The sequence below is a fragment of the Salipiger sp. HF18 genome, assembly GCF_011806505.1.
In the GTDB taxonomy this organism is placed as follows: domain Bacteria; phylum Pseudomonadota; class Alphaproteobacteria; order Rhodobacterales; family Rhodobacteraceae; genus Salipiger; species Salipiger thiooxidans.
Genome location: NZ_JAATOS010000098.1, coordinates 1 through 12,316, shown reverse-complemented (window position 1 = coordinate 12,316; position 12,316 = coordinate 1). Strand labels below are relative to the sequence as shown.

15 protein-coding genes and 3 pseudogenes are annotated in these 12,316 nt (G+C 70.0%); 2 read left to right on the top strand and 16 right to left on the bottom strand.

The genetic code is table 11. The features are described 5' to 3' along the window. Positions 1-445: pseudogene (locus HC022_RS10945) on the bottom strand (terminase); the annotation flags it as partial. An 80-nt stretch (positions 446-525) separates the two neighbouring features. On the opposite strand from HC022_RS10945, the pseudogene HC022_RS10940 reads away from it, so the two are divergent. Beyond that, a pseudogene (locus HC022_RS10940) lies at positions 526-738 on the top strand (ABC transporter permease); the annotation flags it as partial. A 77-nt stretch (positions 739-815) separates the two neighbouring features. Here the strand turns inward: HC022_RS10940 and HC022_RS10935 are convergent. From HC022_RS10935 to HC022_RS10925, 3 genes are read right to left on the bottom strand one after another with little or no spacing between them, the layout of a single operon-like run. Next, positions 816-1,604 (bottom strand): metal ABC transporter permease, encoded by a 789-nt coding sequence (locus HC022_RS10935; RefSeq protein ID WP_167452450.1) that lies wholly within the window; start codon positions 1,602-1,604, stop codon positions 816-818. 2 nt (positions 1,605-1,606) lie between these two features. Further along, the gene (locus HC022_RS10930) at positions 1,607-2,395 is read right to left on the bottom strand and encodes an ATP-binding cassette domain-containing protein (RefSeq protein ID WP_167452449.1); all 789 of its coding nucleotides are present in this window, start codon (positions 2,393-2,395) and stop codon (positions 1,607-1,609) included. Then, positions 2,392-2,871 (bottom strand): transcriptional repressor, encoded by a 480-nt coding sequence (locus HC022_RS10925; RefSeq protein WP_089962797.1) that lies wholly within the window; start codon positions 2,869-2,871, stop codon positions 2,392-2,394. Before HC022_RS10925 ends, HC022_RS10930 begins: the two co-directional genes overlap by 4 nt. Before the next feature lie 84 nt (positions 2,872-2,955). Here HC022_RS10925 and HC022_RS10920 point away from each other — a divergent pair, with 84 nt between their 5' ends. Further along, complete coding sequence (locus HC022_RS10920) at positions 2,956-4,002, top strand: zinc ABC transporter substrate-binding protein (protein WP_167452448.1); 1,047 nt, start codon at positions 2,956-2,958, stop codon at positions 4,000-4,002. A 70-nt stretch (positions 4,003-4,072) separates the two neighbouring features. Here HC022_RS10920 and HC022_RS10915 read toward each other — a convergent pair whose 3' ends face one another. The 12 genes and pseudogenes from HC022_RS10915 to HC022_RS29115 form a co-directional block, all read right to left on the bottom strand. After that, entirely contained in the window at positions 4,073-4,849 is a 777-nt protein-coding gene (locus HC022_RS10915) for a LamB/YcsF family protein (RefSeq protein ID WP_167452447.1), read from the bottom strand. Between the two features lie 10 nt (positions 4,850-4,859). After that, on the bottom strand, positions 4,860-5,873 hold the full coding sequence (locus HC022_RS10910; protein ID WP_167452446.1) for a biotin-dependent carboxyltransferase family protein: 1,014 nt from the start codon (positions 5,871-5,873) through the stop codon (positions 4,860-4,862). After that, positions 5,870-6,610, bottom strand: a complete 741-nt coding sequence (locus tag HC022_RS10905; RefSeq protein ID WP_167452445.1) for an allophanate hydrolase subunit 1 — start codon at positions 6,608-6,610, stop codon at positions 5,870-5,872. The genes HC022_RS10910 and HC022_RS10905 overlap by 4 nt, the downstream gene beginning before the upstream one ends. Positions 6,611-6,770: 160 nt before the next feature. After that, positions 6,771-8,021 (bottom strand): aminotransferase class V-fold PLP-dependent enzyme, encoded by a 1,251-nt coding sequence (locus HC022_RS10900; protein ID WP_167452444.1) that lies wholly within the window; start codon positions 8,019-8,021, stop codon positions 6,771-6,773. Continuing rightward, positions 8,018-8,206: a DNA gyrase inhibitor YacG gene (locus HC022_RS10895; protein ID WP_008882964.1), complete on the bottom strand. Its 189-nt coding sequence runs from the start codon at positions 8,204-8,206 to the stop codon at positions 8,018-8,020. Before HC022_RS10895 ends, HC022_RS10900 begins: the two co-directional genes overlap by 4 nt. Beyond that, positions 8,203-9,219, bottom strand: a complete 1,017-nt coding sequence (locus tag HC022_RS10890) for a ribonuclease E/G (protein WP_167452443.1) — start codon at positions 9,217-9,219, stop codon at positions 8,203-8,205. Before HC022_RS10890 ends, HC022_RS10895 begins: the two co-directional genes overlap by 4 nt. Then, positions 9,216-9,794 carry a nucleoside triphosphate pyrophosphatase gene (locus tag HC022_RS10885; RefSeq protein ID WP_167452442.1) on the bottom strand — a complete coding sequence of 193 codons (579 nt, stop codon included), beginning with the start codon at positions 9,792-9,794 and terminating at the stop codon, positions 9,216-9,218. The genes HC022_RS10890 and HC022_RS10885 overlap by 4 nt, the downstream gene beginning before the upstream one ends. A 78-nt stretch (positions 9,795-9,872) precedes the next feature. Next, positions 9,873-10,091: a translation initiation factor IF-1 gene (infA, locus tag HC022_RS10880; RefSeq protein WP_007792573.1), complete on the bottom strand. Its 219-nt coding sequence runs from the start codon at positions 10,089-10,091 to the stop codon at positions 9,873-9,875. A gap of 97 nt (positions 10,092-10,188) precedes the next feature. Then, the gene (locus HC022_RS10875; protein ID WP_167452441.1) at positions 10,189-11,073 is read right to left on the bottom strand and encodes a carbon-nitrogen hydrolase family protein; all 885 of its coding nucleotides are present in this window, start codon (positions 11,071-11,073) and stop codon (positions 10,189-10,191) included. A 110-nt stretch (positions 11,074-11,183) separates the two neighbouring features. Continuing rightward, entirely contained in the window at positions 11,184-11,765 is a 582-nt protein-coding gene (locus HC022_RS10870; RefSeq protein ID WP_167452440.1) for a GNAT family N-acetyltransferase, read from the bottom strand. Beyond that, the gene (locus HC022_RS10865) at positions 11,765-12,163 is read right to left on the bottom strand and encodes a ketosteroid isomerase-related protein (protein WP_254885049.1); all 399 of its coding nucleotides are present in this window, start codon (positions 12,161-12,163) and stop codon (positions 11,765-11,767) included. Before HC022_RS10865 ends, HC022_RS10870 begins: the two co-directional genes overlap by 1 nt. After that, positions 12,160-12,316 (bottom strand): annotated as a pseudogene (locus HC022_RS29115) (low molecular weight phosphatase family protein); the annotation flags it as partial. The pseudogene HC022_RS29115 and the gene HC022_RS10865, both read right to left, overlap by 4 nt.

Here is a 12,316-nt window from a genome sequence, read left to right as displayed (position 1 = left end):
TCGCGGGATCGCGAAGGACGACCGCGTCGGAGATCGCCGACCGCATGAGGAGCGAAGGGGCAGTTTGGAGCTTTTGGTCATAGGCCACGCGACGGAAGCGGTCTAAGTCCTCGGAACCGTCGCGAAAGCCCATGCCTCGCCAGATCACCGGACACCGGGCACCAGCGCGGTCGAGCCCTTCACCGACCTCAGCCTGTTTGAATCGGTCCGCTACCAGAGCTGTAACGGTCTCGCCTTCGACATGCCGCATCACTTCGCCAATCCATGCGGCAACCGGGACGGTCGCAGCACCGAGCGTGACCAGCTCACCGCGTTCGCTCATCTCGACATAGCGAGACCCGACGCCATCAGTTTGTCCCCGATCCAAAAGGCCCGGTTGAGACGGAAACCAGCCGCGGCATTCGAGGCGACCGGATGCGGGCCAATAGAAGGCCGCTGCCGTCATCGAAGCCGATCCCCCGAGGTCGATTCCGATGACGGCACCACCTTCTCGCGGAGGCAGGTCTGCCGTTTCACAGTTGAGCCACGCTGGCCTTCATCGGCACCAACCTCGTCGAGATCATCTCGCCACACGGCAAGGGGCTCGGGGCGCTGTTCCTGTCGGGGCAGACGAACTCGAACTACCCGCTGATGTTCGCGGTGCTGATCGCGCTCGCGGTGCTGGGGATCCTGCTATACTACGCGGTGGTCGCGCTCGAGCGGAACTTCGCGGGCTGGGCGGAACGCCCGCAGGGCTGAGCCCCGGGACCACGCGACACAGGAAAAAGGGGCGCCCGCGAACGGTGCCCCTTTTTTGCACTCCCGGGGCCAGTGATTCAGCCGCGCAGGCGTTGCACCAGCGTGGTCCCGCCAAAGATCACCGCCGCGGCGCAGACCATGGAGGGGCCCGCCGGCGTGTCGAAGAGGAAGGCGCCCCAGAGCCCGCCCAACGCCGCCAGCACCGCGACGCCCGCCGCGATGACCGCCATGCTCTCGGGGCTGCGCGCCAGAGGCCGGGCGGCGGCGGCGGGGATCAGCAGCATGGCGCTGACCAGAAGTGCGCCCACCACCTTGATCGCCACGGCGACCACCACGGCCAGCGCCAGCGTCAGGATCCTGCTCTCGCGCCGCGGGTCGAGCCCGCTTGCCCAGGCCAGGTCCGGCGAGACCGTCGCCGTCAGCAGCGCCTGCCAGCGCCAGACCACCAGCGCCACCACCGCCACGGCGCCCGTCCAGATCACCGCGAGGTCGGATTTGCTCACCGCGAGGATGTCGCCGAAGAGATAGGCGGAGAGGTCGAGCCGCACGCCGGGCACGAAGGTCACCGCCACCAGCCCGAAGGCCAATGCGCTGTGCGCCAGCACCCCCAGCACCGTGTCCATGGCGAGGCCGCGTTCGGAGAGCGCGTAGACCAGCGCGGCCATCACCAGCACCACCGCCAGCGTGCCGACGACCACCGGCAGCGACAGCGCCAGCGACAGCGCCACGCCAAGGATCGCCGCATGGGCGGTGGCGTCGCCGAAATAGGCCATCCGGCGCCACGCCACGAAACAGCCGAGCGGCGCCGCTGCGATCGCGAGCCCGAGCCCGGCCAGCGCCGCGCGGATCAGGAAATCGTCGAGCATGGTCAGCCGGCCTCCGCCGTGCGGGGCGCCGAGGCCACCCCGTGATCGTGATGGCCATCGTGATGGGCGTGGCCGCAGTCCGCGTCATGGCTGTGGCTGTGTTCGTGGCGGTAGAGCGCCAGCGCGCCGTGGGTGCCCGAGCCGAAGAGCGCCCGGTATTCCGCCGCCTGCGCCACCACCTCCGGGTGGCCCTGGCAGCAGACGTGGCCGTTGAGGCAGACGACCCGGTCCGAGGCGCTCATGACCACGTGCAACTCGTGGCTCACCATCACCACCGCGCAGCCGAGATGCGAGCGGATGTGCTCGATCTGGCGGTAGAAGGCGGCGGAGCCCGGCTGGTCGAGCCCCTGTGTCGGCTCGTCGAGCAACAACACGTCGGGCTTGTTGAGCAGGGCGCGGGCCAGAAGCACGCGCTGGAACTGCCCGCCCGAGAGCCCGGTCATCGGGCGGTCTCCAAGCGTGCCGGCACCGGCCTCCTCGAGCGCCGCGGCCCGTTCGGCGGCCGGCACCCGGTGCGGCAGCGACAGGAAGCGCATCACGGTCAGCGGCAGCGTCGGGTCCATCGCCAGCTTCTGCGGCACATAGCCCAGCCGCAGCCCCGGCCGGTGGCGCACCTTGCCCGATTCGGGCCGCACCGCGCCGATCAGCGTGCGCAGGAGCGTCGACTTGCCCGAGCCGTTCGGCCCGACGATGGTCACGATCTCGCCCGGTGCGATGGAGAAATCCACGTCGCTCAGCACCGGCTGCCCGCCAAGCGAGACCCGCAGACCGGTGGCGTCGATCAGGTTCATGCACGCGCCTCCCGGCAGGAGGGACACGCGCCTTCGGCCTCGATCACCATGCGCGAAACCTCGAAGGCCAGCCCCGCCGCCGCCTCGCGCACCGCCCGCGCGATGTCGCGCGACGGCATCTCGGCCACGGAGCCGCAGCCCTTGCAGATCAGGAAGGCCGGTGCGTGCCGCTCGCCGGGGTGGGCACAGGCGACAAAGGCGTTCAGCCGCTCGATCTTGTGGGCGAAGCCGTTGGTCACGAGGAAATCCAGCGCCCGGTAGACGGTGGGCGGCTGCGCCCCCTGCCCCTCGGAGCGCAGCACGTCGAGCAGCTCGTAGGCGCCCATGGCGCGGTGCTCCTGCAGCAGGATCTCGAGCACCCGGCGGCGCTGCGCGGTCAGCTGCAGCCCCTGCTCGGCGCAGGTCTCCTCGGCCGAGCTCAGGGCCTGGGCGATACAATGACCGTGGTCGTGCGTGGTGAATCCGAGCGTATCCATGCCGGTCTCCTTCGTTCAGGGGTTGCTATGTTATAGCATCCTCATTATCAAGCACCACTGTGTTATAACATAACAGGATTCGAGATGCTGAGGTCTGCCCTTCCCGCCCTTCTGCTCGCCACGCCGCTTGCCGCCGAGGTGCCCGTCACCGTGACCGACATCGCCCCCGTGCAGGGGCTGGTCGCCTCGGTCATGGGCGATCTCGGCAGCCCCGGGGTGCTGGTGCCGCAGGGCGCCTCGCCGCATGACCACGCGCTGGCACCCTCCGAGGCGCGCAGCCTGCAGAACGCCGGGCTGGTGTTCTGGATCGGGCCCGACCTGTCGCCGGACATCGGCCGCAAGATCGGGACCATCGCCAGCGGCGCGACGGTGGTGACGCTGGCCGACCTGCCGGTGACTCAGCACCTCGCCACCCGCGACGAGGTGATCTTCGAGGCCGGCGACGACGACCACGATGACCACGACCACGACCACGACCACGACGATCATGACCACGCCGAACACGACCATGATGAGCACGGTCACGACGGGCACGATCACGACGAGCACGATCACGACGCGCACGACGGGCACGACGACGATCATGCCGAGGACGCGCACGGCCACCACCACGGCCCCGAGGATCCGCATGTCTGGCTCTCGCCCGACAACGCCGCGGCCTGGCTCGACGTGATCGCCGGGGCGCTGTCCAAGGCCGACCCCGAGAACGCCGCCACCTATGCCGCCAACGCCGAAACCGCCCGCGCCGAGCTCGACGCCGCCGTCGCGCAGGCCCGCGAGACGCTCGCCCCGGCGCAGGACGCCCGCTACGTGGTCTTCCACGACGGCTACCAGTATTTCGAAGCGGCCTTCGGCCTGAAGGTGCTCGGCGCAATCAAGCTCTCGGACGCCACCGACCCGAGCCCGGCGCATCTCCTCGCCCTGCGCGAGGCGGTGGCCAAGACCGGCGCGGCCTGCATCTTCGCCGAGCCCCAGTTCAATCCGCGCCTCATCGACTCGGTGACCGAGGGCAACGAGGTGGCGGTGGCCGAGCTCGACCCGCTCGGCAGCACGCTCGAACCGGGCCCCGGCTTTTACCCGGCGTTCATCACCGACCTCGCCGACCGTATCGCGGGCTGCACCGGGCGCTGAGCGCCGGTCACGCTGCGCTGCAAGAAGACCAAAGGGGGCGTCATCCGCCCCCTTTCGCTTGTCCGGAACCTCAGAACGCCCCGGTCCGGCCCGGGAAGACCTCGAGCGAGATATCCGCCCCCTCGAGCGCGCCGCGCACTGCGCGGGCGATCTGGAGGGCGGTCTTGCCGTCGCCGTGCAGGCAGATGGTGTCCACCGCGGTTGGGATGTGCTTGCCGCTTTCGGTGATGATCGCGCCAGCCTTCACCATCTCGACCATGCGCCGCGCCGCGAATTCCGGGTCGTGGATCACCGCCCCCGGCAGCGACCGGTCCACCAGCGTCGCGTCGTCGTTGTAGGCCCTGTCGGCAAAGATCTCGCCCGCCCAGCGGCACCCCAGCGCCTCGACCGCGCTCTGCTGCCGGGTGGCCGCCAGCACCATGATGATGATGTCGGGATCCACCGAGAGCGCACCCTCGTAGGCCGCCCGCGCCAGCGCCTCGTCCTCGGAGCACATGTTGGCCAGCGCGCCGTGCAGCTTCAGGTGCCGCACCCGGCCGCCCGCGGCCGCGGCCATCGCCTGCGCCGCGCCCAGCTGGTAGGCTACGAGGTTGCCCAGCGACCGGCCCGCGATCTGCATCCGCCGCCGCCCGAAGCCCTGCAGGTCGGGAAAGCCCGGATGCGCGCCGATGCCGGTGCCGGTCTCGACCGCCCGCGCCATGGTCGCGGCCATCGCGTCCCAGTCGCCTGCGTGCATGCCGCACGCGACGTTGGCCGAGGTGATGACCTCGAGCAGTTCCGCGTCCTGCCCCATCACCCAGGGGCCGAAGCTCTCGCCCATGTCCGCGTTGAGATCCACCGATGTCATGTCCGTCTCCTTAGTGGTCGTGATGGTCGCCGCTGGAAAAGCCGCTCACCAGCTTGTGGCTCAGCAGGTCCGGCACGTCCGCCGGGTGCCGCACCACCGGCACTGCACGGCGCGGCAGCTCCGCCTCGAGGCGGCGGCGCGTGGCCTCCGCCGCCAGCGCCTCGTCGAGCGAGATCCAGCGGAAGCGCAGACGCGCCCCCGCCGGCGCCTGCGCGATGCGCGGCAGGTCGGCCGGGATCACTGTCGCCAGCCGCGGGTAGCCGCCTGTGGTCTGGGATTCGGCCAGCAGCACGAAGGGCGCGCCGTCGCCGGTCATCTGGATGTCGCCGCGAGCGATCACCTCCGAGACCACCGAGAGCCCGCCCTCGACGCCGTAGCCCGGCCCATCCGGGTTCACCTTCACGCCCATCCGGTTGGCCCGGTTGTCGCGGGTGAACCCCTCCTCGGCGAAGCGGTCGCGCTGATCCCCGGGGAAAAGCTCCGTCTGCAGGCTCGCGACCACGCGCAGCGTGCCGCCGCCGAAACGGTCCTCGACCGGCAGCTTGCGCCCGGTGGCGCCGCCCCGGTCGGGCCCGACGGACAGGCGCGCGCCTGGCTCGACGGCCCCGCCCAGCCCCGCTGTCAGATGCGCCGAGACCGCGCCCAGAAACTCGGGGCCCTGGAACCCGCCGCCCACGTGCAGGTAGCCATAGGCCCCCGCAGTCGCCGGCCCGATGTCGAGCTTCGCGCCCCCCGGCAGCAGGTGCGAAGCGTGCCAGAGCAGCGGCGCGCCGTCGATCGTCGCCCGCATCGGCGCGCCGCTCAGCGCGATGCGCATGTCCTCGGTCGCCTCGAAGAGCCCGCCCATGCCGCCCATCTCGAGCGCGACGCTGCCCTTCTGGCCGAGCAGCGCCCGCCCCTCGGCCAGCGCCAGCCGGTCCATGGCACCGCCGCGCGACAGCCCGTAGGTGATCCAGCCCGGGCGGCCGTCGTCCTGCAGCGTCAGCGCGGGCCCGGCCCGGAGCACGATCAGCGCGCGGCTCATGGCAGCGCCTCCCAGCTCGCGCCCCCGCCCGGATCGGCGGCCATGTTGGAAAACGCGTCCTCGCTCACCGCGGGGAAGATCACTTCGTCCCCAGGCGCCAGCAGGAAGGGCCGCGCGTCGCCCATGCGGAACAGCGTCGCTGCGGTCTGGCCCACGTGGCGCCAGCCGGTCGGTGCGGTCACGGCAAAAAGCACGAACTGCCGGATCGCCAGCACCAGCGCGCCCTTCGGCACCTTCGGCGTCAACGCCTGCTGGCGCGGCACGTCCCAGCACTCCGGCAATTGCCCGAGGTAGGGCTGGCCGGGCGCGAACCCAAGCGCCGTCACCCGCACCCGGGCCGAGGACAGCGACCTGAGCGCGTCTGCCTGGCTCAGCCCCGCCGCCGCCGCGGCCTCGCCGAACTGCGGTGCATGCGTGCCGCCATAGACCGTGGGAATGCGGTGCAGCCGCCGCCCGTGCGGCAACTCGGCCTCGAGCCAGTCCCGGCTGCCCATCAGCGCCCGCAGCTTCGCCTCGAGATCCGCATGGCGCACCGCCAGCGGATCGAAGCGCAGGTAGCACGAGACCAGCGAGGACGAGGTCTCCTCGACACCGTCCCAGCCAGCGCGCTCGACCTCGGCCCGAAAGGCGATGGCCGCCCGGTTCGCGGGCTCGCCGAGCCTGTCTCCGAAGCTCACCAGCAGCCCGTCGATCCCGACGGTTCGAATGATCGGATAGGCCGCCACGTCCAGCGCCATGCCATGCTCTCCCGCATCCAAGGTCGTTTGACTGTCAACAATCCGCGCCAGCTCTGCAACCGGCCCGCGCTTCATCTTGCCAGATAAACTCCGGGGGGAGCGCGCCCCGGCGCGCGAGGGGGCAGCGCCCCCACGCCCCTCCGCGCCACGCAGCGCAGGGTCAGCCGAGGATACGCTGCATCGCCGACAGGAAGGCCGCGACCTCGGTCTCGCTGTTGTAGTGGCAGAGCGAGACCCGCACGCAATCGGGCTTGCCGAGCGGCGCCAGCACGTTGCCCGAGTAATGATCCGCCTTGCGCACGTGCACCCGGATGCCGAGATCGCCAAGCGCCCTGACCAGCTCGACCGAGGGCCGCCCCGCCACGGCAAAGCTCACCAGCCCCTCGCGGGAGGGGTTGTCGACGCCGCCGATGATCTCGACGCCCGGCATCTCGGCCAGCCCCGGCAGGTTGCCGGTGCCCTGCAGCATCGCCGTCGTCAGCACCGCCTCGTGGGCGTGGATCGCCGCCGCTGCCGCCTCGATCCGGGCGCGCGGCTCGGTCGCGTCGGTCAGCTGCCCGCCGAGCCATTCGAAATACTCGACCACGTCCGAGAAGGTGGCATAGGCGCCGGTGTCGCGGGTGCCGAGCTCCCAGCTGCCAGCGGGCGCGCCGATCAGCGCGTCATGCGGCAGCGCCGACAGCCGCTCCGAGGCCCAGCCGAGCCCGTACCCGTGGCGCGAGAACACCTTGTAGGGCGAGATCACGTAACCGTCGACGTCGCAGGCGGTGATGTCGATGCCGCCGTGGCAGGCGTGCTGAATACCGTCGACGATGATGATTGCCGCGGGCGCGACCGCTCGGATCGCCGCGGCGATGGCGGGCACGTCCATGCCCATGCCGGTCACCGGCGAGGTGTGCAGGATCGTCGCCACCGCCACGTCGGGGGTCACGGCGGCGGCATAGGCCTCGGCGCTCACCACGCCGGTGGCGTCATCGTGCTCGACCAGCACGTGGCGCTTGCCCGAGACCTCGGACCAGCGGGCGCAGGCGCTGCGCGAGGCCGGGTGCTCGAGCGTTGAGCCGAGCACCACGCCGCCCTCGCTGCCGAGGCAGGCGTCGGCGACCATCCGGAACAGCAGCTCGGTGCCGCTCTCGCCCACGACGATCTTGCCCTCGGGGGCGTTGAAGAACAGCGCCGCGTCCTCGCGCGCCTTGGCGATGATCTCGCCAAGCGCCGCCGAGGCCGGGTTGTCACGACCCTGGTTGTCGGGGATGGCGGCAAAGCGCGCCGAGGTCTCGACCACCGCGTTCAGCGTAAGCGCGCCGCCGGCGTTCTCGAAGAACACCCGCGGCCCGGTGAAGGGGCATTCCTCGACATGGGCGAATTTAGACCGGATGTCGGTGAGCAGCTCGGCGGTGATGGTGGTCAATGTCTGGTTTCCTTCTCCCGCGCCTTCTCTGCCGCCTCGATGGCCTCTTCCATGTCCTCGGGATCGGTCGAGGGGATGGCGTAGCTGCCCGACACCCATTTCGCCAGATCGACGTCGGCGCAGCGCTTCGAGCAGAAGGGACGGTATTTCGTTTCGGTGGGTTTTCCGCAGATCGGGCAGCTCATTTCAGCACCTCCCGCAGCGGCACGCGCTCGCGCTTGCGCTGCAACTCCATCAGGCCGAGCTGGGTCCAGCCCGCAAGGATGGTCTCGGTCGCGTCCTGCTTGAAGGCGGCGCGCAGCACCTGCTCCATCTGGCGGCGGTCCTTCTTCGGCGCCGGCGCCGGATCGACCAGCACCTGGCCGCCGAGACCGCGCAGCCGCAGCTGACGCGGCAGCTCGCGCAGCGCCGCCATGTTGGCCTTGAGCCCGGCGGCGGGCGAGGTGTCGTTGCCGGTGTTGATGTCGACGGCGACGAGCGCGCGGGTGGGCTCGATGCACATCGATCCGCCGCCCGGAAGCGGCACCATCGGCGAGGTCAGCGCCTCGATCATGTCGAGCACCGAATGCCGCTCGAAGCTGCCGGCGCCGGAATCGATGTCGTCGCCGTCCCATTCGCGCCAGGCCAGCGCGTGCGGACCGTCGCCCTCGACCAGCGTCTCGGCGCCGCCGGTGGTGTCGGCCATCACCTGCGCACATAGCTGCGCCATGGCCCCGATGTCCTCGGCGATGTCCTGCGGGTGGCCGCTGGCGCAGGAGGAGCGCAGGATCAGGCCGTCCTCGCCCTCCATCACCTCGTGGGCGATGCCCAGCAGCTCGTCGCGCAGGTCATCGTCCTTGATCTGGCGCGAGACGTTGATGCCCGGGGCGCCGGGGGTGACGATGGCGTAGCGCGACTTGAAGAGGATGCGGGTGGTGACGGGAATCGCCTTGCCGGGCTCCGCGAAGCCGGTGACCTGCACCAGCAGCGTGTCGCCGGGGGCGAGCCCCTTGACCTGGCGCAGGAAGGCGTTGCCGTCCGGCGTCTCGAGGAACATGCCGCCCTGCCCCTTCATCGGGCGCATCGCCACGGCCCGGTAGATGGTGCCGGGGCGCGGGTGGTTGCTGTCGATCAGCAGGTCGTGCAGCTGGCCGTCGACGATCAGCGCGGCGGCCTCCGTCCCCTCGAGTGCGTCGAGCGCGATGGTGCGACCCTTCATGAGGCTTCCTTCCAGAGCGGATACCCGGCGGCGAGCAGGAGATTGGCGGTCTCGGAGAGCGGCAGGCCCACGACGGCGGTGAAGCTGCCGTTGATCCACGGGATGAAGGCCCCGGCGGGGCCCTGGATGCCGTAGCCCCCGGCCTTGCCGCGCCAGTCGCCGCTTTGCAGGTAGCTGTTGAGCTCTTCGTTCGAGAGCGGCTTCATCTGCACCTGCGTGACCACGTCGCGTTCCCAGATGCGGTCGCCGTGCTTCACCGCGACGGCGGTGACGACCCGGTGCCTGCGGCCCGAGAGCGCGGTGAGGAAGGCCGCGGCCTCCTTCTCGTCGGCGGGTTTTCCGAGGATGCGGCGCCCCAGCGCGACGGTGGTGTCGGCGCTGAGCACGACCTCGTCGCCGGCGCAGGGAATCGCCTCTGCCTTCTCGCGGGCGAGGCGCACGCAATAGGGCCGCGGCAGCTCGCCGCGGCGCGGGTCCTCGTCGATGTCGGGGGGGCGGATGTCGGACGGCACCACGCCCAGCTGCGCGAGAAGCTCGCGACGGCGCGGGCTGCCGGACCCAAGAACCAGTTTCATGGGACGAGCTTTGCGCGGGCCCGTGCGGACGCGATCCGCGAAGCGGAGTCTGCCGGGACTTTCAGGCCCATGCGAGGCTTACTTGAAGCGGTAGTTGATCCGACCCTTGGTCAGATCGTAGGGGGTCATTTCCACCTGGACTCGGTCGCCAGCCAGAACCCGGATGCGGTTCTTCCGCATCTTGCCTGCCGTGTGCGCGATGATCTCATGGCCGTTCTCGAGCTCGACCCGGAATGTCGCGTTGGGCAGGAGTTCCTTAACGACGCCGGGGAATTCGAGAATGTCTTCCTTGGCCATGGTCACTCCATAAATTGCCGTTCCGCCCTAGTCTGCGGAACGCACAACGATATGCGCCCAAACGACGCCTTTTTCAAGGGCACATGTGCCATGCAAATCAGGAAAGGCTCCGCAACACGGCAGGGCCGTCACGCCCGGCCTGCTCGTCCCAGTGGGTGCGGTTGAGCACGACGCCATCCTTGCGAACCCGCGCGACCGCGTCAAGATCCAGTTCGGCGATCGTCCAGCCAGGCTGGTTCAGCCTGCCCTGCGCCAGCACGCCCGAAGCGGGAAACCCGGTGTCCGGCGGGCCGAAGACGCCGCCCATGCCGCAATTGGTGTCCACCGCGTAGGACCAGTCGCAATCGCCCACGGTCGAGGACATCACGGTGACGCATTGCTGCTCGAGCGCCCGGGCCATCGCCCCGATGCGCACCCGGTGATAGCCGTGTTCGGCCTCGGTGCAGGAGGGGACGAGAATCAGGTCGGCCTCGCTCATGGCGCGGGCAAGCAGCGGGTATTCGCTGTCGTAGCAGATCAGCACGCCGATTCTGCCGAGCGCGGTCTCGAAGAGATGCAGCGGGCCGCCGCCGACCACGTCCCAGTCCTCGCGCTCGAAGCGGGTCATGATCTGCTTGTCCTGATGACCCATGGCACCGGAAGGGGCGAAGAAGCGCGCGCGGTTGACCGGGCGCGGGCTGATGGCATCGTCGAAGACCGGGGCGGAGGCGGCGAGTATGTGCACCCCGTGCTTCTTCGCAAGCTCGGCGTGCAGCGCATCGACCGCGGGGATCCGCTCGGCCACCGCGTGCAGCGAGGCTTCGAGATCGCCGGAGGTGGCGCGCCCGGCGAGGGTGGCGAGTTCCATCGAGCCGTATTCGGGGAAGACCAGCAGGTCGGAGCCCTGCCCGGCCGCGTCCTCGACCCAGGCGGTGAGCTTGGCCACGTAGGCGCCCCAGGTCTCGAGAAAGTCCATCTGGTAGGCGGCGGCGGCAAGTTTCATCGGCAGGTCCTTGTGGGTTGCGTCGGAGCGGGGGTTTCACACCCCCGCACCCCCGAGGAGTTTAGGGGCAAGATGAAGGTCGGGGCAGCGCGGCTGCCCGCAGGGAGGATCTAGAGATCCCGGATCCAGAATTGAAGCGGGTGGGCGGTTTCTTCCGTCCGGTCGATGTCCTTCCAGCGGAACGTCGCCACCGCGCCCTCGAGCGGGACGTAGCCGCGTTTGCGCCAGAACGGGTCGAGCGATGCGGCGCCGGCGGGGCGCAGCGGGTGATCGGCGGGACGCACCACGCCGCAGAAGGCGGAGCGGGCGCGCCCCAGCCCCCGGGCGTGGGCCTCGCGCAGGTCGAAGAAGCGGTGCCCGACGCCGCGGCCGCGGTATTCGGGCAGCAGCACCGATTCGGCGCAGTAGAAGATCGTGCCGAGATCGCGCCCGGTGCCCGCGAAGGCGGCGGCGAAATCGTCGGCGTGATCCTCCATCGGGGTGCCGGTGGCGGCGCCGACCAGCCGGTCGCCGTCGAAGGCGCCGACCAGCACCGCGCCGGGGCTGTCGCGATAGCTCTGCAGGTAGCGACGCTCGTAGGCGAGGTCGCCGTCGTAGAGATAGGGCCAGTCGCGAAACACCGCGATGCGCAGCTTCGCCACCTCGTCGAGCGCGGCGTCGAGCGCCGCGCCGGTCAGGGTCTCGACCCGCATCAGCGGACCTGCCGGATCCAGTCCGCGAGGTTGTAGTAAGTCACCACCCGGGTGATCTTGCCGTTCTTCAGGGTGAAGAAGGAGCCGGCTGGCAGACGGTAGGACTGACCGTGTGCCTCGGGCAGGCCCGCGTCCGTGGCGATATAGGTGCCGTTGACGATATACTCGGCGGCAGCGCGGGTGCCGCCCTCGGCCTCGAAGATCACCATGTCGGTGAGGTTCTCGTCGTAGCAGTGGGTCATGTGGGCGCAGAATTCGGCAAACTTGATCTTGCCGCTGCGCACCTGGCCCTCGTTGACGTGATGCGCCACCTCTGCGTCGAGGCAGGCGAGCATCGCCTCGGTGTCCTTGGCGTTGAACGCGTCGAAATAGCTGCGGATCGTGTCAGTCGCGCTCATCTCTCTCCCCATCGGTTCCTGAGTCTGTCGTAAATCTGGTCGCGAGTCTGCCGGTAGGCGTTGAGCTTGGTCTCGCGGGTTTCTCCGAGGCCGGTCGGGTCCATGATCGGCCAGTATTCCACTGTCAGGTGGTAGAAGCGGGTGAGTTCGAGC